The organism is Tepidibacter formicigenes DSM 15518 (assembly GCF_900142235.1).
GTDB lineage: Bacteria > Bacillota > Clostridia > Peptostreptococcales > Peptostreptococcaceae > Tepidibacter > Tepidibacter formicigenes.
Window position 1 is genome coordinate 22,190 of sequence record NZ_FRAE01000010.1, and the last position, 23,140, is coordinate 45,329.

At 27.8% G+C, this 23,140-nt stretch carries 19 protein-coding genes and 1 riboswitch; of the genes, 4 read left to right on the top strand and 15 right to left on the bottom strand.

Going from position 1 to position 23,140, the window contains the following annotated elements:
- Positions 1-27 precede the first annotated feature (27 nt).
- Together BUA77_RS02850 and BUA77_RS02855 are read right to left on the bottom strand one after the other, a co-directional pair.
- Positions 28-927 (bottom strand): FUSC family protein, encoded by a 900-nt coding sequence (locus tag BUA77_RS02850; protein WP_084605438.1) that lies wholly within the window; start codon positions 925-927, stop codon positions 28-30.
- 103 nt (positions 928-1,030) lie between these two features.
- Positions 1,031-1,423 carry a hypothetical protein gene (locus BUA77_RS02855; protein WP_072887142.1) on the bottom strand — a complete coding sequence of 131 codons (393 nt, stop codon included), beginning with the start codon at positions 1,421-1,423 and terminating at the stop codon, positions 1,031-1,033.
- Between the two features lie 151 nt (positions 1,424-1,574).
- Here BUA77_RS02855 and BUA77_RS02860 point away from each other — a divergent pair, with 151 nt between their 5' ends.
- Positions 1,575-2,579, top strand: coding sequence for an ABC transporter substrate-binding protein (locus BUA77_RS02860; protein ID WP_072887143.1), 1,005 nt, complete (start codon positions 1,575-1,577; stop codon positions 2,577-2,579).
- Positions 2,580-2,776: 197 nt separating this feature from the next.
- Positions 2,777-4,474, top strand: coding sequence for a SulP family inorganic anion transporter (locus BUA77_RS02865; protein WP_072887145.1), 1,698 nt, complete (start codon positions 2,777-2,779; stop codon positions 4,472-4,474).
- A gap of 39 nt (positions 4,475-4,513) precedes the next feature.
- Here BUA77_RS02865 and gdhA read toward each other — a convergent pair whose 3' ends face one another.
- The 6 genes from gdhA to BUA77_RS02895 form a co-directional block, all read right to left on the bottom strand.
- Positions 4,514-5,851 carry an NADP-specific glutamate dehydrogenase gene (gene gdhA / locus BUA77_RS02870; RefSeq protein ID WP_143151284.1) on the bottom strand — a complete coding sequence of 446 codons (1,338 nt, stop codon included), beginning with the start codon at positions 5,849-5,851 and terminating at the stop codon, positions 4,514-4,516.
- Positions 5,852-6,030: 179 nt separating this feature from the next.
- Positions 6,031-6,684 (bottom strand): phosphate signaling complex protein PhoU, encoded by a 654-nt coding sequence (phoU, locus tag BUA77_RS02875; RefSeq protein WP_072887149.1) that lies wholly within the window; start codon positions 6,682-6,684, stop codon positions 6,031-6,033.
- A gap of 10 nt (positions 6,685-6,694) precedes the next feature.
- A complete protein-coding gene (gene pstB, locus BUA77_RS02880) occupies positions 6,695-7,450 on the bottom strand; it encodes a phosphate ABC transporter ATP-binding protein PstB (RefSeq protein WP_072887151.1) in 756 nt (251 codons plus the stop codon).
- 11 nt (positions 7,451-7,461) lie between these two features.
- Positions 7,462-8,325: a phosphate ABC transporter permease PstA gene (gene pstA / locus BUA77_RS02885; RefSeq protein ID WP_072887153.1), complete on the bottom strand. Its 864-nt coding sequence runs from the start codon at positions 8,323-8,325 to the stop codon at positions 7,462-7,464.
- Complete coding sequence (gene pstC / locus BUA77_RS02890; protein WP_072887156.1) at positions 8,325-9,200, bottom strand: phosphate ABC transporter permease subunit PstC; 876 nt, start codon at positions 9,198-9,200, stop codon at positions 8,325-8,327. Before pstC ends, pstA begins: the two co-directional genes overlap by 1 nt.
- 244 nt (positions 9,201-9,444) lie before the next feature.
- Positions 9,445-10,392 carry a PstS family phosphate ABC transporter substrate-binding protein gene (locus tag BUA77_RS02895; RefSeq protein WP_084605442.1) on the bottom strand — a complete coding sequence of 316 codons (948 nt, stop codon included), beginning with the start codon at positions 10,390-10,392 and terminating at the stop codon, positions 9,445-9,447.
- Between the two features lie 217 nt (positions 10,393-10,609).
- Between BUA77_RS02895 and typA the strand changes: the two genes are divergently transcribed.
- Entirely contained in the window at positions 10,610-12,427 is a 1,818-nt protein-coding gene (gene typA / locus BUA77_RS02900; protein WP_072887158.1) for a translational GTPase TypA, read from the top strand.
- A gap of 38 nt (positions 12,428-12,465) precedes the next feature.
- On the opposite strand, the gene BUA77_RS02905 is transcribed toward typA, so the two are convergent.
- The 7 genes from BUA77_RS02905 to BUA77_RS02935 form a co-directional block, all read right to left on the bottom strand.
- Entirely contained in the window at positions 12,466-13,743 is a 1,278-nt protein-coding gene (locus BUA77_RS02905) for a dicarboxylate/amino acid:cation symporter (protein WP_072887159.1), read from the bottom strand.
- Between the two features lie 175 nt (positions 13,744-13,918).
- Positions 13,919-14,752, bottom strand: a complete 834-nt coding sequence (locus tag BUA77_RS02910) for a response regulator (protein ID WP_072887160.1) — start codon at positions 14,750-14,752, stop codon at positions 13,919-13,921.
- Complete coding sequence (locus tag BUA77_RS02915; protein WP_072887161.1) at positions 14,733-16,022, bottom strand: sensor histidine kinase; 1,290 nt, start codon at positions 16,020-16,022, stop codon at positions 14,733-14,735. Before BUA77_RS02915 ends, BUA77_RS02910 begins: the two co-directional genes overlap by 20 nt.
- A gap of 9 nt (positions 16,023-16,031) precedes the next feature.
- Positions 16,032-17,129 carry an HD-GYP domain-containing protein gene (locus BUA77_RS02920; RefSeq protein ID WP_072887162.1) on the bottom strand — a complete coding sequence of 366 codons (1,098 nt, stop codon included), beginning with the start codon at positions 17,127-17,129 and terminating at the stop codon, positions 16,032-16,034.
- A 141-nt stretch (positions 17,130-17,270) separates the two neighbouring features.
- The gene (gene pepF / locus BUA77_RS02925) at positions 17,271-19,055 is read right to left on the bottom strand and encodes an oligoendopeptidase F (protein WP_072887163.1); all 1,785 of its coding nucleotides are present in this window, start codon (positions 19,053-19,055) and stop codon (positions 17,271-17,273) included.
- Positions 19,056-19,075: 20 nt separating this feature from the next.
- The gene (locus tag BUA77_RS02930; protein ID WP_072887164.1) at positions 19,076-19,915 is read right to left on the bottom strand and encodes a DegV family protein; all 840 of its coding nucleotides are present in this window, start codon (positions 19,913-19,915) and stop codon (positions 19,076-19,078) included.
- A gap of 82 nt (positions 19,916-19,997) precedes the next feature.
- Positions 19,998-20,657 (bottom strand): MgtC/SapB family protein, encoded by a 660-nt coding sequence (locus BUA77_RS02935; protein ID WP_072887165.1) that lies wholly within the window; start codon positions 20,655-20,657, stop codon positions 19,998-20,000.
- Positions 20,658-21,165: 508 nt separating this feature from the next.
- Positions 21,166-21,349: riboswitch (cobalamin riboswitch) on the bottom strand.
- A 197-nt stretch (positions 21,350-21,546) separates the two neighbouring features.
- Between BUA77_RS02935 and BUA77_RS02940 the strand changes: the two genes are divergently transcribed.
- Complete coding sequence (locus tag BUA77_RS02940; protein WP_072887166.1) at positions 21,547-23,127, top strand: DUF342 domain-containing protein; 1,581 nt, start codon at positions 21,547-21,549, stop codon at positions 23,125-23,127.
- Positions 23,128-23,140 lie beyond the last annotated feature (13 nt).

The window sequence follows — 23,140 nt, forward strand, 5'->3', positions numbered from 1 at the left end:
TTATATTATATTGTGAATTTCTGGTTATCAACTAATACTTTCAATTTTTTTCATTTCATTTGAATTTTTAATACCATTTATTCTTTTTACATTATTTATTATTTTATCCAAATGATAATTAAATACTATATTTATATTATTATTTGAATTTTTTATATTTCTATCAAAACCACCATATAATTTTACTATATTATGATAGTTTTTTTCATTTAACTTATAATCTTCTTTTATATATTCTATAGTCTTTAAATTTAAGCATATTTCTTTACTCATTTCTATTATATTATTTATTCTTTCAATTTCTATTTTTTCTTCTTTATTTAATTTAAATGTATAAACATATCCATCTATGTTTTTTTCTAAATTTTGAATATCACTGTAAATTTCATTTAAATTAATACTTATATTGTCAACAATTTTATATTTAACTAAATTCATTAATCTTATTATTATTTCATTTGACTCTTCTAAAATCCTTTCTAATCTATTTGGCGGTACTATAAAATAATTAACTAAAACTGCAACAATAATCCCCAACAATGTATCTAAAACTCTGTTTAATGCATAAAAAAATGGATCTCTTCCATCTAAATTAGTCATAATTACACAAAATACTATACCAGCTATTGTCACTGATTTATTCCATTTAACCAAATTACATATATATATAACTATCATTATTCCTACACCTGAAAGAAGAATACTTGTAGGTCTTATACTATAAAATATTACACCTATTACAGCTCCTAATATAGTGCCTAATACTCTATTTCTTCCTACTTTAAAAGATTCCTCTACTGTATTTTGCATACATATGATTGCAGCAATAGCTGCGTAAAAAGGATATTCCATATTAAAATATTTAGATATAAAAATGCACAGCGAAACTGCTATAGCTGTTTTTATATTCCTCATTCCTATTTTCAAAAAATCACTTCCTTAATTTATTTGTTTATTTTTACATTTATCCATTATACATCAATTTAAAATATAATAACATAAAAAAACTCGGAAATAACTTCCAAGTTTTTTAATAATAAGGATAATAATTATAATCATCAAATCTTTTTCTACGTCTTCTTCTAAATCCCCTTCGACCTAATAACTCTTCTATTAAAAGTATTCTTATAAGATCTCTTGTAAAACGACGACGTCTATATCTACGCTGTCTATACTGTTCATCATCTTCATATTCTTCTTCATCACTTCTATGTTTACAGTTTTTTGTATAATCTTCATATATTTCATCTACCATTTTCTCTATCTTTTCTTCTCTTGGAAATGGATTCATCTCCATATTATATTCAGTATCTTCTTTTTCACACTTAACAACAACATATGGATATACTTCATGATAAATCTTAGGATATAATTTTTGAGCTGCTCTATAGCAATAATTCATATAATAATAGTAATTATACAATGCATTTACCCCTTTACACTTTATCAATTTCATAATATGCAAATAGGATTAAATTTGTTCTGTATATTAAATTTTATATTTGTAACCATTATAATTTTATTGAGTATATTAAAAATATAGATAAATTTATGCTTATAAGGGGGAACATTATATGAAACTTGGCAAAAAAATTGCCCTACTATTATCATCACTTATGATAATAGTACTCGTTATGAGCGGCTGCTCTAATAATAATTTAACCAAAATAACACTTGCTGAAGTTACACATTCAATATTTTACGCTCCCCAATATGTAGCTTTAACTGAAGGATTTTTTGAAGAAGAAGGATTAGATGTTGAAATTATAAATACTAAGGGAGCAGATAAAACAATGGCCGCAATTCTTTCAAATGAAGCAGATATAGGATTTATGGGGCCTGAAGCATCCATATATGTGTACAATCAAGGAAAAGAAGATTATGCTGTAAATTTTGCTCAATTAACACAAAGAGATGGTAGCTTCTTAATCGGAAGAGAAAAAGATGACAACTTTACATTTAATAAACTAAAAGGAAAAACTATAATAGGAGGAAGAAAAGGCGGAGTTCCTGAAATGACTTTAGAGTATGTACTCAAAAAGAACGGACTTAAAATCGGAGAAGATGTAACTGTTAGAACCGATATTCAATTTTCTGTTATGGCAGGAGCCTTTACAGGAGGAGAAGGGGATTACGTTACACTTTTTGAACCTGTAGCTACTTCTCTTGAAAAAGAAGCTAAAGGATATATAGTAGCCTCTATAGGTAAAGAATCTGGATATCTTCCATATACATGTTATTCTGCTAAAAAATCATATATACAAAAAAATACTGATACAATTCAAAAATTTACCAACGCTATATACAAAGGACAACTATGGGTTCAAAATCATTCATCAAAAGAAATTGCAAAGTCAATATCTTCTCAATTTCCAGATACAGATATAGCTACTTTATCCGCAGTTATAAATAGATATAAATCTCAAGATACTTGGGCTAAAAATCCAATACTTAAAGAAGAAAGTCTAAATCATCTTATGGATATAATAGAGTTTGCTGGAGAACTAGATAAAAGAGCTCCTTATGAAAAGATAGTTACAACAGAATTTGCTAAAAAAGCTATAGAAAATATTAAATAAATTTAAAAAACCCATCCTTTATAACAAAAGATGGGTTTTTTAATGTTCAATTCAAATCATTTATATTATCCAAATTTTTAGTAAATTACAAATATAGCTATTATAACTAATCCTAATGGACATCTACTTCCCATAAGTGATATTATTATATAGCGTATACAGTATGTTGAATTTTTAATATAAAAAGGATGGTGTTTATGTTAGTTCCTAAATTATTTACTTGTTTTAAATCATACAACAAAGAACAATTTGTAAAAGATTTTATTTCAGGCCTTATAGTAGCAGTTATTGCACTACCACTTTCTATAGCTCTTGCTATAGCATCTGGTGTATCTCCTGAAAAAGGACTTTATACTGCAATTGTAGCAGGCTTTTTAATATCTTTATTCGGAGGTAGCAAAGTTCAAATAGGAGGACCTACTGGTGCTTTTGTAATTATTGTATATGGTATTATACAAAAATATGGAATAGATGGTTTAACTATAGCTACATTAATGGCAGGTATTTTTCTTATTTTAATGGGGATTTTTAAATGCGGAAATATGATAAAGTATATACCTTATCCTATTACTACAGGATTTACAAGCGGTATTGCAATAACTATTTTTTCAACTCAAATCAAGGATTTCTTTGGACTTAATATACAAGTTCCTTCAGAGTTTATACATAAATGGGCAGTATACTTTAAGAATATGAACAGCATTAATACCCAAAGTTTAATTATAGGTATTATATCTATATTAATTATAGTACTATGTCCTAAAATAAACCAAAAAATTCCACCCACTCTTATTGCTATAATAGTATCAACACTTTTAGCAATAATATTTAATTTTAATATAGATACTATAGGAAGTCGTTTTGGAGAAATACCTTCTCAATTTCCTAAAATGCATATTCCTACCTTAAATTTTGATACTATGATTAAACTTATACCAGCTGCTATAACCATTGCAATTTTAGCAGGTGTTGAATCTTTACTATCTGCTGTTGTAGCTGATGGAATGATTGGAGGAAGCCATCGTTCTAATATGGAATTAATAGCACAAGGACTAGGAAATATCGGTTCTGCCCTTTTTGGTGGAATACCTGCAACAGGTGCTATAGCAAGAACTGCTGCTAATATAAAGAATGGAGGCAGAACTCCTGTATCAGGCATAATTCATTCTATCACTTTAGTTTTTTTTATGGTTATTTTAATGCCTTATATAAAATTAATTCCCATGGCATCACTGTCTGCTATTTTAATAATAGTGTCTTATAATATGGGAGAATGGGATACTTTTAAAAGACTAAAAAAATTTCCTAAAAGTGATTCTATTGTATTTATAACAGTATTCGTTTTAACTATCTTTTTCGATCTTGTATTAGCTATAGGAGTTGGAATTGTCCTTGCATCATTTTTATTCATGAAAAGAATGGCAGATGTTACTGATGTGAAATCTATACTATATACTTATGAGCATATAGAAGATGATGCTTTTATGTATAAAGTTCAGATACCTAAAGACATTTATTTATATGAAATTAATGGTCCATTTTTCTTTGGTGCTGCAGATAAGTTTGTTAAAACAATAAGAGATATGCAAAATTTACCAAAAGTTTTAATTTTAAAAATGAGTAATGTTCCTGCAATGGATGCAACAGCATATAATGCTTTAGAAACTACATATGAACTATGTGAAAGAAACGGAACAAAACTTTTAATATTAGATATACAATTCCAACCACTACAAGTATTAAAAAAATACGAATTCATAAATAACTCAAATAAAGATATTTTATTTAAAGATTTTGATAGAGCATTTGAAAAGGCTTTATGTATAGTTAGTAATCATTATGATAAACAAAGTGATTTACCAAACATACCTAAACCATCTATGGATTTATGCTAAAAAATAAAGGGTAGATAAAAAATCTACCCTTTTTATATATTAAACTAATCCTTGAGCCATCATTGCATCAGCAACTTTTAAGAAACCAGCTATGTTAGCACCAGCTACATAGTTTCCTTCCATTCCATATTCTTTAGCTGCTTCTTTAGATGCATTGAATATATTTACCATTATGCCATGTAATTTTTCATCAACTTCTTCAAATGTCCAAGATAATCTCATACTATTTTGAGACATTTCAAGAGCTGAAGTTGCAACTCCACCAGCATTAGCAGCTTTAGCTGGAGCAACAAGCACTCCTTTTTCTAATAATAAATTAAGTGCTTCATTTGTACAAGGCATATTCGCCCCTTCTCCAACAGCTATTACACCATTTTCTATTAATTTAGTAGCATGTTCAACATCTATATCATTTTGAGTTGCACAAGGAAGTGCTACATCACACTTAACAGTCCAAATGCCCTTTTGTCCATCAAAGTATTTTGCATTTGGATGTTCTTTAACATACTCACTAATTCTCTTTCTTTCAACTTCTTTGATTCTCTTAATAGTATCCAGCTTAATACCTTCTTCATCTAGAATATATCCTGTAGAGTCGCACATAGCTATTACCTTAGCTCCTAGAGATTGAGCTTTTTCACAAGCATATATAGCAACATTTCCAGAACCTGAAATTACTACTGTTTTTCCATCAAAGCTGTGTCCATGCTCTTTAAGCATTTCTTGAGTAAAGTATACAAGACCAAATCCTGTAGCTTCTTTTCTAGCAAGTGATCCACCATATGTAAGTCCTTTACCAGTAAGTACTCCTGCTTCATAGGCATTTCTTATTCTCTTATATTGTCCATAAAGATAGCCTATTTCTCTTCCTCCAACTCCAATATCTCCAGCTGGAACATCTATATCTTGTCCTATATGTCTGTAAAGTTCTGTCATAAAACTTTGGCAGAATCTCATTATTTCAGCATCTGATTTTCCTTTTGGATCAAAATCAGATCCACCTTTACCTCCACCTATTGGAAGTCCTGTTAACGAATTTTTAAGTATTTGTTCAAATCCTAAGAATTTTATAATTCCAAGGTATACTGATGGATGGAATCTAAGTCCTCCTTTATAAGGTCCTATTGCACTATTAAATTGAACTCTAAAACCTCTATTTACTTGAACCTTTCCATTATCATCTACCCAAGGTACTCTAAACATAATTTGTCTTTCTGGTTCAACAAATCTCTCTAAAATTCCTGCTTCTACATATTCAGGATGTTTTTCTATAACTGGTGCTAAAGAATGTAAAACTTCTTCTACTGCTTGATGAAATTCTGCTTCACCAGGATTTCTTTTCTTAACTTGTTCTAAAACGTTTTCCACAATTGACATATAAATCATCCCCCATATTAAATTTAGGTATATAAATTCCCCTACATCTATAATTATACAACTTAAACAATATTTTTCAACCAAAAAGTAGATATTTTAATAACTATAGATATTTTCACAATATTTTTATTCTTCTGAATATTAATCATTAAAATAAAGCCTTATAAAAAGGCTTTATTTTAATTTATTTCAATTATTTCTCCTTTTGATATATATATTATTTTTTCACATATATTTGTAATATGATCTGCTATTCTTTCTAGATATCTTCCTACAAATAATAACTTTGTTCCTTGATTTATATATTCTCTATTTTCATGTATCATAGTTAATATATCACTATATATATCTTTATACAAATTATCTATAAGTTCATCTTCTTTTCCTACTTTTAATGCAAGACTTGCATCTTCTAATATAAAACTGCTTCTTAGATTTTTTAGCATATCAAGTATTATATCCTTCATCTTAGGTATATCTACAAGAGGCTTTATATGTTCTTCTTTTCCTATTTTTATAGTTTCTTTCGATATATTTACACAGAAATCTCCGATTCTTTCTAAATCCGTTATTATTTTGGATACAGAAAATATTATTCTTAAATCCTTTGCCATGGGTTGTTGAAGTGCAATTAACTCTATTGCTTTTTCTTCTATATAATACATATATTCATCTACATCATCATCTAACTTTATAACTTTTCTTGCAAGTTCTAAATCCTTGTTTAATAAAGCTTCTACTGATTTTTCTACTAGATTCTCTACTTTTTCTATCATTTTAACAACATCTTCTTTTAAATCCTTTATATCCATATGAAAATTATTCCTAACCATACTATACCCCCTAACCGAATCTTCCCGTTATATAATCTTCTGTTCTTTTATCTTTTGGAGTTGTAAATATTTTATTAGTTTCTCCAAACTCAATTAACTCTCCCATAAGGAAAAAAGCTGTATTATCTGATATTCTTGCTGCTTGTTGCATTGAATGTGTAACTATTACTATTGTATAGTCCTTTTTTAACTCCTGTATTAATTCTTCTACTCTAGAAGTTGCTATAGGATCTAATGCAGATGTCGGTTCATCCATTAAAATCACTTCCGGCTCCATGGCAATAGCTCTTGCAATACATAACCTTTGCTGTTGTCCCCCTGATAAACCATATGCAGATTTATCCAATCTATCCTTCACTTCATCCCAAAGTGCTGCTCCACGAAGACTTTTTTCAACAACCTCATCTAATTTCTTTTTATCTCTTACTCCTTGTTTTCTAAGTCCATATACTATATTTTCATATATAGATTTTGGAAAAGGATTAGGCTTTTGAAACACCATTCCTACTCTTTTTCTTAGTTCTTCAACCTGCATAGAATTTGAATATATATCTTCTCCATCTAATACAATTTTACCATTTAATTTTGTTCCTTCTATTAAATCATTCATTCTATTTAATGTCCTTAAAAATGTAGATTTACCACAACCTGATGGTCCTATAAAAGCAGTTACTTTTTTTTCTTCTATATCTATGTTTATATTTTTTAAGGCTTTAAAGCTTCCATAGTAAAAATCTAAATTACTTACTTTCATTTTAACTGTCATTTACTTACCCCCTAATGTTTTATCCTATCTTGGTATTTATTTCTCAAAAGTATTGCCATTAAATTTATTGTTACTAAAACCATAAGTAAAATTATTATTCCTGCAGATGCAACATTTTGAAATTCCGCTTGAGGCTTTGATGCCCAATTGTATATTTGAAGAGGTAGCGTTGTAAATTCATCAAATATTCCCTTTGGGGAAAACCAAATTCCAGCAGCTCCTCCAACAACAACAAGTGGTGCCGCTTCTCCTATAGATCTTGATACTGCAAGTATTACACCTGTTAATATTCCAGGCATAGCATACGGAATAATTGCTCCTGTTATTGTATCCCATTTAGTAGCTCCTAATGCGAAGGATGCTTCTTTTAATTCCTTTGGTACTGTTTTTAATGCTTCTTGAGATGAAACTATTATTATTGGAAGTATAAGTAATGCCATGGTTAAAGACGCAGATAAAATACTTCTTCCAAAATTAAAAGTTCTAACAAATAAAGAAAGTCCTAATATTCCATATACAATCGATGGAACTCCTGCTAAATTACTTATGTTGACTTGTATTAAATTTGTAAATTTATTTTTAGGTGCATATTCTTCTAAATATATTGCTGTTCCTACTCCTAGAGGAAATGCAATTAATAATGTTACTATATTTACCCACAAAGATCCAAGTATAGCAGCTCTTATTCCTGATTTACTAGCAATTCTAGATGTATAGTTTAAAAAGAAATCAATATTAACATGAGAAATTCCTTTTTTAAACACATCAGAAAAAAGTAAAAATAGTATCATTATACTAAATGATATAGATGCTAATAATATAATATAAAAAATTTTATTCAGTAATTTTCTCTTTTTTAAGTTAGCCACATTCATTAATATTCCTCCCTAAGTTTATTAGCAACATATCTAGATAATATATTCATAATTAATGTCATAATAAATAAAAGCATAGCAACAGCAAATAAAGTTTGAGCCTCTATTGTTCCTTTTGCTATATCTCCTTGACTTACTTGAACTATAAATCCTGTCATAGTTTGAATACTTTCAAGAGGATTTAAAGTAAGTTTTGGTGTTGATCCTGCTGCAAGTGCAACTATCATAGTTTCTCCTATTGCTCTTGATATAGCTAGAATAAAAGATGACATTATCCCTGATATAGATGCTGGAATAACTACTCCACATACAACTTCAAGTTTTGTAAGTCCTAGTGCATAAGCACCTTCTCTTAAACTTTTAGGAACAGCCTGCATAGAATCTTCACTTAAAGACAGTACCATTGGTATAGTCATTATACCTACAGCTATAGCTGCACTAAGTGCATTATAAATATTCGTTTGAGGTATTAACTTTTGAAGTATAGGTGTTATTATATTAAGGGCAAAGAAACCATAAACTATAGAAGGTATTCCTGCTAATATTTCCAATATAGGCTTAATTATTTTTCTAACTTTTTTATTTGAATATTCACTTAAATATATAGCACTTAAAAGTCCTATAGGTATTGAAATTATAGATGAAAATAATACTATTAAAAATGTCCCACTAACTAATGGTAGTATTCCAAAATGCTGAGGTTTTAAAAGAGGAGTCCATTGCTTTCCTGTAAAAAATTCTACAGGTGATACATTAATAAAAAACAATGCACTTTCTTTAAATAAAGTAAAAAATATACTAATAGTTATAAATATAGATACAATTCCAAATGCAAATAAAATATACTTTATTATCTTTTCCTTTAAATATTTCATATTTCATCCTCCCAAATTCCAATAAAAAATTCGCTTCATGCTATCGCATGGCTAAAGAGCTTAAATTTGAGCTTCCTACTATAATTACTAACATATTTAGAATAATACATATTTGTTATACAGATGTTAAGTGCATATTATGCATTTGTTAACTTTGTTAATTATATGTAAACTGTTCATTAGAAAAAAAACACTCAAATAAGAATTTAATTTCCTATCTAAGTGTTTGTTTTATATTTAACTGTTATTCTCCAATTTGAGAAAGTTGATTATCATACTCAGATTGTGGTAGCTTTACATATCCAACTTCTGGTATTAATTCTTTTCCTTCTGTTAAATAATATTTCACAAATTCTTTAATTTCTGGTCTTTGCATAGACTCTTTATTTACATATATGAATAATGGTCTTGAAAGAGGCTCATACGTTCCATTTTCTACTGTTTCCGGCGTTGGTTCAACTGGTCCCTTTCCTGAATCTATTGGAACTACTTTTAACTTGTCTTTATTTTCTATATAGTATGCATATCCAAAGAATCCTAATGAATACTTATCTCCTGCTATACCATTTACTAAAACATTATCATCTTCACTTGCAGTATAATCAACTCTTATTGCTCCAGCTTCTTTATTTACTTCTTCTGTAAAATATTCAAATGTTCCCGAATCACTTCCTGGACCATAAAGCTTTACAGGCTCAGCTGGCCACTCTGCTCTTACATCTTTCCATGTTTTAACAGAACTATTTGGCTCCCATATTTTCTTAAGTTCTTCCATAGTTAAGTAATCTATAAAGTCATTATCTTTATTCACTACTACTGAAAGTCCATCATATGCAACTTTAAGTTCTGTATACTCAACTCCTGATTCTTGTGCTTTTTTAATTTCTTTATCTTTTATAGGTCTTGATGCATCATTTATGTCAGTTTCTTTTACTAAGAATTTTTCAAATCCTCCACCTGTTCCAGAAAAGTTTACTGTAACCTTTACATCTGGGTTCATTTTTTGGAATTCTTCAGCAACAGCTTCGCTTATTGGGTATACAGTACTTGACCCATCTATTGATATTGCCCCAGTTAATCCACTTTGAGAAGTTTCACTTTTTGCTCCACATCCCGCTAAAATTCCTACTGATAAAACCCCAATTAGTCCTAGAAAAAGAATTTTTTTTATTCTACCTTTTAAAATTGCCATATTCATTCTCCCTTCAATTTTGTATGTATTTTAAGCACATATTTAGAATACTACTTGTTTGTTATAACAATGTTAATTAAAAGTTATAGCTTAGTTAATTTTGTTAAGCATTTGTAAATCAACTAATATTTTAGCCTTTTACAAAAATAACATTTGCTTATTTTTTTAATCAGGTGTAAAATATAAGAATGCGATTTTTAAAGAAAGGAAGTTTTTTATGTCAAAAAAACAAGAAATAATAAATATAGCAGTTATAGCCCATGTTGATGCAGGAAAATCTACATTAGTAGATGCATTTTTAAGTCAAAGTGGAGTTTTTAGAGAAAACCAAGAAATTGTAGATTGTGTAATGGATAGTAATGATTTAGAACGAGAAAGAGGTATAACTATATATTCAAAAAACTGCTCTATACAGTATAATGGAGTAAAAATAAATATTGTAGATACACCTGGACACTCAGACTTTTCTTCTGAAGTTGAAAGAGTTATAAAAACTGTAGATACTGTAATTTTATTAGTTGATTCTAGCGAAGGTCCTATGCCTCAAACTAGATTTGTTCTTCAAAAATCTTTAGAGCTTGGAATAAGACCTATTTTATTTATTAACAAAATAGATAAAAAGGATCAAAGAGCTGAAGAAGTTGTAGATATGGTATTTGATTTATTTGTTGATTTAAACGCTACAGATGAACAGTTAGATTTTCCAATTATATATGGTATAGCAAAGGATGGAATTGCAAAAAAAGAATTAGAAGATGAAAGTACCGACTTATCTCCTTTATTCGAAACAATACTTAATCACGTAGATGTATATCCTGATTATGATAACGACCCTCTTCAAATGCAAGTATCTGCTCTTGCTTATGATGATTATATAGGAAGATTAGGTATAGGAAGAATATATAAAGGTACATTAAAAGATGGTCAAAGTATTTCTATTTCAAAAAGAGATGGCTCTATTATAAAAGGTAAAATATCTAAACTCTTTGTATATGAAGGTTTAAAACAAGTCCCAAAAAAAGAAGCCAAAAGTGGTGATATTGTAGTTATTGCAGGTATATCTGATATATCAATAGGAGAAACAGTTTGTAATGAAGATAATGTAATCCCTATGGAAATGATAAAAATAGAAGAGCCTACTTTATCTATGAACTTTTTAGTTAACGATTCCCCTTTCGTTGGGCAAAGCGGAAAGTTTTTAACTACAAGACATTTAAAAGATAGATTGGAAAAAGAACTTGAAGTAAACATAGGATTAAAGGTTGAACCTTTAGACACTACAGATGGATACAAGGTTTCTGGTAGAGGTGAGCTTCATTTATCTATTCTTATTGAAAATATGAGAAGAGAAGGATACGAACTTTCAGTTTCTAAACCTGAAGTTTTAATGCACAAAGAAAATGGAAAACTCTTAGAACCTGTTGAGCGAGTTATTATAAATATTCCTGATGAATACTCTGGAACTGTAATTTCTAAACTTAATTTAAGAAAAGGCCTTATGGAAAGTATGGAATCTGAAAATAATTATACAAAACTTGAGTATATTGTTCCAACTAGAGGTCTGATAGGATATAGAAGTGAATTTATAAATGATACTAGAGGAGAGGGAACTATCGTACGTTCTTTTGAAAGATTTGAAGAGTACAAGGGAGAAATACCTCAAAGATTAAATGGTGTTTTAATATCTCAAAGCAAAGGAACTGCCATGGGTTATTCTTTATTCAATTTAAGCGAAAGAGCTACTATGTTTATAAATCCAGGAACAGAAGTATATGAGGGTATGATTATAGGAATGAACTCTAGAAAAGAAGATATGGTAGTTAATCCTTGTAAGAATAAAAAACTAACTAACACTAGAGCTTCTGGATCTGATGATGCTATAAAATTAAGCCCTCCTAGAACATTCACTTTAGAAGAAGCATTAGAATTTATAGATGATGATGAGCTTGTAGAAATAACACCAGATTCTATAAGACTTAGAAAGAAAATATTAAACGAAAATGATAGAGTTAAATACAATAAAAAAAGAAAATAGTAAAAAATAAAAGGGTGAAAATTCCACCCTTTTATTTTTTAACTTAAAACCTCATCTCCTATTTTTTTTGAATAATACATATCTTCATTAAATTCACCTTCAGTTTTTGAAACAACTATAGTACAAACTGAATCTCCTGTTATATTTATAACTGTTCTACACATATCTAATACTCTATCTATACCTATAATTAAAGCAATTCCTTCTACTGGTAAACCTACAGATTGAAGAACCATAGAAAGAGTTATCATTCCAACCCCAGGAACTCCTGCTGTTCCAACAGATGCAAGAGTAGCTGTAAGTATTATTGTTAAAAACGCCTGCATACTCAAATCAATTCCATAAACCTGAGATATAAATACTGCTGCTACCCCTTGCATTATGGCTGTTCCATCCATATTTATAGTAGCTCCAAGAGGAAGTGTGAAAGATGCAACATTCTTAGATACGCCCATATTTTCAACAGCTTCAATTGTAACAGGAAGTGTTGCATTACTTGATGAAGTTGAGAAAGCAACCCCTGCTACCGGTAAAAATTTCTTAAAAAATACTATAGGATTCAATTTTCCAACAACACTTAGTATTCCCATATAAGTAAACGTTGCATGAATTAATAATGTAAGTACTACTGCAATCATATACTTAAGTAACGAACCCATAGCTTCAAATCCAACTGTTGCAAATGTATTAGTAATTAATGCAAATACACCAAAAGGAGCAAATTCCATAACTACCATTACCATTTTCATAACTATTTCATTCAATGAATTAAATATATCAATAACTGGCTTTGCTTTGTCTCCCACAAGTGCCATACTTACACCCATTAAAAGAGAAAATACTATAATTTGAAGCATTGAACCATTTGCCATAGAAGCTACTGGATTCGTAGGAACCATACCTATTATAACATCAACCAAAGCTTTTCCTTCTCCTATCGTAGGTTCTTGCTTTACTATATTAGATAAATCAAGTCCAATCCCTGGATTTATAATTTTTCCTACTATCAAAGCAAAACTTATAGCTACAGCTGTTGTTATAACATAAAACACTAAAGTTTTAACTCCAACTCTTCCTAACTTTTTAACATCTCCAATTGCAGAAGCTCCACAAACTAAAGATACAAAAACTAGTGGTACTACAAGCATTTTTATAGCATTTATAAATACCTTTCCAGCAACTTTAAGTATCCCATTTATTAAAATCACATCTTTAAAATACCCAGAAGGCATTCCATTTAAAATTATCCCAAACACAAGTCCAAGTAAAAGCCCTATAAGAATTTTACTTGTAAGACCTAATTTCTTTTTCTTCATATCTTCCCCTCCTTATTTTTAACAAACACCGAATTATATTTTTATCATATTGTCATTTAACATATAATTTCCGTCATTTGTATTACAATTATATTTTAAAGGGAAGATACAAAAAAATACTGAAATATTCAAAATAATACTCTGCAATTTTCAATAAAATGAAGTTATTTGTTTTTTACATTTCATTTTGTATAAGTAAACCTTCGATAAACTTTTTCACACTTATCTTCCCACCACTAGTATTTTTCCCTCTTATACAATCCATTTCTGCTTTTACATCTTCAAAGTTAAATAAAGAGTTTGAATATGTCGAAAAATAATCATTCATATAATCTTCTATCCCTAAACTTGCTATATTACTTAAAGCTTTATTTATAGCTCTCCTTATTCTTTGCTCCATGGCTTTTGGATTGTCACTTAGAGTTTTGCAAATTTCACTTATCTTATAATTTAAATGTTTTTCACCTTTATTAATTAAATACTCACATACTTTTATTATATCTTTACTTCCCATTTCACCAGCTATTCCAAGCTTTGATAATATAAACCTTATATTTGAAATATTTGAATTATTTCTTGCATCATATTTATTTAAATTCAAGTCAGAAAACATACTTTTTATATTATTCAAAGTTTTCTCCATTTCAATCTTCTCTTTTATATTATTAATTACTCCAACAACTTCTATTATATTTATGGGCTTACTTATAAAAAATTCAACACCTTGTGTATATGCTTTTGCTATCATATCTTTTGAAGAAACCTGAGATATCATTATAAACTTTATGTCTTGTCTTATTTTTTTAATTTCTTTAACAATTTCTATACCGTCTTTTTCAGGCATCAATAAATCTATTATTACAATACTAGGTTTTTTAAGAATAATATCATATATACACTTTTCTCCTCCTAGAGAATATCCTATAACTTCTCCTAAATTTTTATCCTCTATTATATTTTCTAATATTTTTACTATACTTATATCATCATCAACTATATAAAAATTCACCACCATCACCTCTTAATTTATCTTTTGGTATTAAAATTTCAAAAGTAGTTCCATCTTTATATTTAGAATTAACTTTTATTTTTCCACCAAAATGATTTTCTACCATTTCCTTTACTATTGTAAGACCTATACCTCTATTTATATCTCCAGTATTTATATCAAACTTTGTTGAAAATCCAGCATTAAATATATATTCTTTATCTCTATCCTTTATACCTTTTCCATTATCATATACCGTAAAAACATGAGCAGTTGAAGTATTAAAATGAGTAACTACTATAATTCCTTTACAATCTAAATTATCCATTGCTTCAATTGAGTTATTTATCAAATTTCTAAGTATTGATATTAACATATAATGGTCTTTAACTTGTATATCCACATTATTTTTGAATACAATATCTATATTTTTTCCACTAGAATTTATAAATTTCTTAGTACTATCCTCTAGTATATTAAATATATAATTAAGACTCATTTTCTTATATTTCGATTTAATATTTGTAAATTCTTCTATTCCCTTTATAACTCTTACATAGTCCTTTTTAATCTCATGAATATCTTTAGTTATAGAAAGAGATAACTCCTTTGTATTATCCTGTATATTGCTATCGTTTAGTATTTCATACAACCTAAATGATTTTGTCATAACCTCCTCTATATTATCCATATTTTTGTTCATAAAATACACTTCTGATTTTAAACTAGATATTAAAAAAATTAACTTCCTATACCTTTCTTCATGTTCTTCCTTTTCTAATAAAATATTATATTTTTTTATTATATTTATAGCTATTAAAGTAAGTATAGATCTAAATAATGCAACTCCTGCTAAAATCTTGGTAATACTATATATATCACTACCTAACTCAAAATTAATCCTAAACAACAGTTCCCATATATTAGATACGAAATCACTAATCCAAAAACATAAAAATATTCTATATATATTTTTTTGTTTCCTTATATTAAAAACTCTAAATAATATTCCGTATGATAAATAAAAAAATACAACAGGATAATTCATTATAAATGAATCATATAAATTCCCATTTATAAATGAGTATATTAAAAATCTAAATAAAAACACTAAACCCGATGTGAAAATAGAGGTTGTTATTATATTAAGCCGATTAAAAAAAATCAAAAATATTGAAAAGAATATAACAGCAACAGACACTCTGAAATTATTAATCAATAAATTTATATATATTTGAGATACAAAAGATACAGTAAGAGCTATAATCATCATGCTTTTTATTTTTTTCATTTTATCACCTTAATTAGAAAATATATTTTCCAGTTGCCTCTCTATAAATAATGTTTTTTCCTCTATTAAATCTATAAATATATTTTTATGAGATACAAACCTCCCTTCTTTATCTTGTAAAAGCTTCACAACAGGTCTATCTAGCATATGTTTATTTTGAGAATACACTATTGCCTTAGAGCCATCAGATAGCTTTATTATAGAACCTTCTTTAAATTTTACAATCCTAGACAAAAATATTTTCACTATTTCAAAATCAAATTCATTATATCCTAAACTATATATATACTCAGAAGCAACATAAATAGGCATTGCTTTTCTATAAACCCTATCAGCTGTTAGTGCATCAAAGACATCAGCTATAGAACAAATTCTTGCTAATTCATATATACCCTCTCCACTAAGCTGATTAGGGTACCCTTTTCCATTCCATTTTTCATGATGTTGAAGTATTATTTGTTTACTCAAAGTAGAAATTTCATTCCCATAGTTATCATAAATAAATCTATATCCAAGCTCAGGATGTTTTTCTACTTCTTTTCTTTCTTCTATAGTAAGCTTAGATGGTTTATTTAAAATATTTGGATCTACAAAAGTTTTTCCTATATCATGAAGAAGGGCCCCTAATGCTAATTTTTGAAGCTTTGTTTTATCATATTTTAAAAGTATTCCAGTATAAATACAAGATACCGCTACATTTAAACTATGCTCATAAAGGTAATCATCTACTGTTCTTAATTGATTTACATTATAAGAAATATCCCTATTGGATATCAATATATCCAATAGCTCTGATACTGTATTATTTATTATATTCATATTAAGCCCTATGTTTTTTCCCTTTTTTATTATATTAAATTGATCTTTGATAACTTGTTTAGCTTCTACAAGTTTTTCATTCGGAATAGTTTCATTTATTTCTATCCCTTCTGATATTTCATCTACTACATAAATATAATTTATACCTTTTGATATTAATTGTTTTATATAAGAATCATTTAACTTTACATTGTCTTGAAGTAATAATACCCCATCATTGTATATAGCCTTTCCTACATAATATTCATACTTTTCAGTATCTATATAATTTACATTTATAAGTCTCATTCGTATCACCTCTCATATTCTATAGTATTCTTATAAATAAAAAAAATAAAGAGGATAATAGTCCCTTTTAGTATATTTCTTATCAAAATATAATAAAAAAATCCTAACATCTAAATATTAGGATTTTTTAGTATATTTATCTTACATTTCGTTTTCTAACTCTTTAACTAAATTTTTAAATATATCTAACGCTATTTGAATTGTTCCTTCATCTTCCATGTCCACACCGGCTTTTTTAAGTTGATTTAAAGGATAATCAGAGCCTCCACTCTTTAAAAAGTCTAAATATTTATCTACCGCTTCTTTACCTTCACTCAATATCTTATGACTTAAAATAGAAGCAGCGGAAAACCCTGTAGCATATTTATAAACATAGAAATTAGAATAAAAATGAGGAACCCTTGCCCATTCAAAAGAAATTTCCTTATCAACACAAGTATTTTCTCCATAGTATTTCAAATTTAAATCATAATAAATATTACAATAATCTTCACTAGTCAAAGCTTCACCACTTTCAGACTTCTCATGAATGATTTTTTCAAATTCAGCAAACATAGTTTGTCTATATACTGTAGTTCTAAATTGTTCCAAATAATAATTTAGAATATATAATTTTTCTTCTTTTGTTTTTGCATTATTTAACATATATTCCATTAATAATTGTTCATTTAAAGTCGAAGCAACTTCCGCTACAAATATTTTATAATGAGAATACAAATACGGTTGATTTTTTCTTGAATAATAGCTATGAAGAGAATGTCCCAATTCATGAACTAATGTAAATAAAGAATTTAAATCATCTTTATAATTCAATAGTATAAAGGGATGAGAATCATAACTCCCCCAAGAATAAGCCCCTCCTTTTTTACCTTCATTCTCATAAACATCTATCCATCTTTCATCAAAAGCTTTTTTTACTATACTTAAGTATTCATCTCCTAAAGGTTTTAAGGCTTTTAAAATTATATCTTTAGCATCTTCATATTTTATTTTTATATCTATCTTTGAAACTAAAGGAGTATATAAATCATACATATGAAGCTCATCCACTTTTAAAAAACCCTTCTTTATTTTTAAATACTTATACATATCATCTAAATTTTTCGATATAACATTTATTAAATTCTCGTATACTTTCAAATTTATATTATCCTCAAATAAAGAAGCTTCTATAGCAGAATTATACTTTCTAGCTTTCGAATAAAATATTTCCCTTTTTACACTTCCCGATAACGTGGAAGCAAAAGTATTTTTATACTTTTCATATGTTTCATATACTGATTTAAATGCATTTTTTCTCACAGTTCTATTCTTACTTTGTAAAAATTTAGAAAAATTACCATGAGTAACTCTAACTTTATTTCCTTCTTCATCTTCTATTTCAGGAAATTTAACATCTGCAAAAGATAGCATTTCAAATGTATTTTCAGCCGTATTGGCAATATCTGAAGATAACGCAAGTAATTCTTCTTCTTTAGGAGATAGTGTATATGGTTTCTTTCTTAGTATCTCATCTATAAATTTTTTGTATTGCTTTAATTTTTCACTTTCCATATATTTATTCATATCATTTTCGTCTATTTCAATTATTTCTGGAACTATAAAAGAAGTTATAGTAGATATTTCTGTAGAAAGCATTTCAGCTTTACCCGATAAAGCTTGATTTTTATTATTCCTAGTATCTTCATGCTGTTTCATATGAGTGTAAACATATATATTTTCAGATATTCTCAATATCTTCTCATATAAATATAATGTATTATATAAATTTTCCCAAGAATCACTTAAAATACCTTTATATTTTTTTATTTCATTCAAAAGACTTTTTACCTCTTCAAAGTCTTTATTTAACTCTTCTTCACTAGAGTAAATACTTTCTAAATTCCACTTATATTTTTCTTCTATTTCATTTCTTTTTATTCCCATACTAATCCTCCTATATTTTATTAAAAACTTATAAGTATTGCTCCCTCTGATGAATAACTTCCTATAGAAGCTCCTATTTCGGATATTATTATTTCCTTAAATTCATATTTTTTATTTACCAAATCTTGCAACTTTAAAGCTTTATTTAAAGCATTAGCATGACATATAGCTAATATTCTTTCTGAAGTATTAACTCCTGCACTTTCTATATAGTCAATTAATTTGTTCAAACTTTTTTTATCTCCTCTTGCTCTATCAAAAACTTTAACTAATCCATCTTCAACTTTAACAATAATTTTTAAATTTAAAATTTGAACTATTTTTTCTTTGAAAGAACTTATCCTCCCAGCCTTTACAGCATTTTCTACAGTATCTAACACTACATAAGTAAAAGAATTTTCTATATCTTCTTTTATTTTTCTTATTATATAATCTATATTTTTTCCTTCTTTAATCAATTTAGCAGCTTTTAAAACACAAAGACCTAACCCCATAGAACCTGTTTTTGAATCTAAAACTTCTATTCTTTTTCCTTTATACTCTTCTAAGTACATATTTTTTCCTATTAAAGCATTATTATACGTACTAGATAATCCCGAAGATAAGGAAATAACCAATACATTTTCTTCCTCACAATCATATTCTTTAAAAAAACTAAGCGGTGATGGACTCGATGTTTTAGGAAGTTTATCATAATTTTTAATCTTTTTATAAAACTCTTTTTTACTTATATCCACACCATCTAAATAAGATTCATTCCTAAACAATATATTTAATGGAATTATAGAAATATTATATTCTTTTATTATGTGTTCTGGTAAATCACAAGAACTATCTGTTATCAATTTTATATTATTCAAAACACAACACATCCTTATCATATATTTAAGCTATTAATTTAATTTTAGTTTTTTTGTAGAATTTTGTAAATACATTAACATATTATTCTTCATAATCAATCTTTACTACATTATCAAGTTCTAAAATTTTTTCAACTATTCCTTTAAATGGTATTTTACTGTTGTACAATACCGTTAACTTCATATTCCAGAACTTATCTTCTCCTTGAGATATATCTATATTTTTTATTACAATTCTATTTCTTTCTATTATCGAAACGACCCTAGATGTTGTTTCAGATATATTTAATGTTGTAATATAAAAAGTAGATGTTTTACTTAATACGAACTTATTTTCTATAACCTTTAAGGTATATAATGTTGTCATCAATATAAACCAAGTCATAAAACCTAAATAATAATATCCAAATCCTACAGCTAATCCAATACATGCCGTTACCCAAATTCCAGCTGCTGTTGTAATACCTCTAATACTATTAGAGGTTTTAAGTATAGCTCCCGCACCTAAGAAACCTATTCCTGACAAAACCTGAGCTGGCATTCTAGCAGGATCTAAATTAACATAATTTATATGATCACGAAACAACATTAAAGATGTAACAGACACTACACAAGAACCCACCGCAACCAATATATGTGTTCTAAATCCTGCCCATTGATGTGATTTTTCTCTTTCTATACCTACCATCCCCCCTATAAAAAGAGTAAATAGTAATCTAAATATCATTTCTTTATGAGTCATAGAATCACCTCTTTATTCATTTAGTATATTATAAAACTAGAGCTATTATAAATAATATATCAAAATATATATATGTAAAATAAAAAAATTCGCTTCATGCTATCGCATGGCTCATGTCGCCAACGAGTCCTAACGGACTCCGTTGCTCAAAATAATTGATACTTTTATTCAGTTACTAAAGTTATCAACAGTTTAAAAAATTTATAGTTTCCTATAGAATAAAAAAGTCTTTATTCTAAAGATTTTAGATGTAGACTTTTTTGAAATTTCATGGCGCCAACGAATTCTAACGAATTCCGTTGCTTAAAATTCATAACGAAAATTATATTTATCCACAATTCAAAAGGATTATAATTTCCTATTCATTATAAAAAAAATAGGCCTTAAAAGGCCTAGGGCGATAAAAATATATTTATATTTTTAGGGAAAGAAAAATATATAAAAAACCTGCCTCGACGTACCAGGACAGGAATAACTATTAATTTCTCCTGACCCTTCCCTCCGAAGGCTTGAAAATTCTATACAGGTAGGTCTCCTGACTCATGATTCCTCCTACTCCCTTACCTTCCCACAAATAAAATTGCAGTGGCATAACTAGGTTTCGTCATCAAATACAGTAGCGGGGGCTGTGACGGATTCTAACCGCTCTTCCCTATTATCCTTAATTAAGGACCTGCATATCTTATTGAATTTTCTTAATTTATATAATATCATATTGTTACAATAATTTCAATTTATATTATAAATTTACATACAAAAACTAATAAAAATATAAAATGTATAGTCTATAAAATAAATTAAATACTAATATTTTTCAAATACATATAAAATACTATAATATTTAGCCGATATATATTTTTAGTAAAATTAAATATTCAGGTGGTGTTTTATGGAGATTTTCACAAATAATTACTTTAACATATTTGAAGAAAAAGAAAAAGTATATATACTAGTAAACTGTTCTGGATTTAATATTAATGATTTTTCTACACTATTAAAAAACTATCCAAGAATTTCTATAAAGCATTTTTTAAATCTAAAAAATGCTTTAGATAATGGATGTAAGGCTCCTGTAGAAATAGGTATATTAAAACCTAAAATAGAAATTAATATATCATCAGATAATATGAAAGCCTCTATTAAGTTAAATATAACCAATGATGAATTCCAAGAAAATAAACAAATTATAATGAACGAAATATTATCAGAACTTGAATCTCATAATATTGTTTATGGAATATTATATAAAGTTTTAAATAACGAGCTAAAAGTGCAAGAAGACATACTCATAGCACAAGGAACTGCCCCTATTAATGGAAAAGATGCTATAATAAAATATGTACAATTACCTGATCGCAAACCTACTATTAGAGATGATGGTTCTGCAAATTATTACGAAATGAACCTTATATACGAAGTTAAAAAAGGAGATTATTTAGGAGAAAAAATACCAGCTACTCAAGGGATTCCCGGTAAAACAATTCAAAACACTCTTCTTCCTCCTAAACCTGGAAGAGATAAGCTACTACATTTTGATAGAAAAACAGTTGGAGAATTTAAAGAAGGTGAAAAAATAACACTTAGAGCTTTAATAGATGGTGCAGTTTCTTATGATAACGGCAAAATTTCTATATTAAATCACCTTATAATACATGGAGATGTAGGATACGAAACAGGAAATATAGACTTCAATGGTTATGTAACTATAAAAGGTACTGTATGTGATGACTTTACAGTTATAGCTGATAAAGATATTTCAATAGAAGGAGATTTAGGAATTGGTGCTATAAATAAAATAATATCAAAAAATGGAGATATATATATAAAAGGTGGAATTTCAGGTAAAGGAAAAGCTATTATTCAAGCAGGTAAAAGTGTATTTGTTAAGTATTCTAATTCATGCACTATTAATGCAGAAGAAAGCATTAACATTGGATTTTATTCTATAGACAGTATTCTTTCTTCTAAAACTATTATAGTTGACCCTGAAAAAGGCAGAATAATAGGAGGAGAGATAAACGCCTATGCCAAAGTAGTAACTAATACAATAGGAAATATAACTGAGAGAAAAACAGTAGTAAACGTTAAAGGCTTTGACAGAAAAAAGATTAAAAAGGAATTAGATGAATTATTAATTCAATATAAAAAATGTTTAATAGAGATTGAAAAAAACAAAAGAGAGATGAAAATTTACGAAAATACAGTTGACGATTTTAATGCACTAAAAAATATAAAAGAATACATATACTATTATAATATTCATGAAAAACTTATGAGTCAGCTTTCTAAATTAGAGCAAAGGAGAAAAACTTTACTAGACTATTTAGAGTCAAAAGGAGAAGGTGAGGTGTCTATCCTAAAAAGTGCATATCCTCAAACCTTTTTAGAAATAAAAAAACTGCAAAAAATAATAAAAAAAGTTACAACAGGAACTTTTTATGCAAAGGACAACAAACTTCACTCAGAATAAAAGGTGGTGCTTT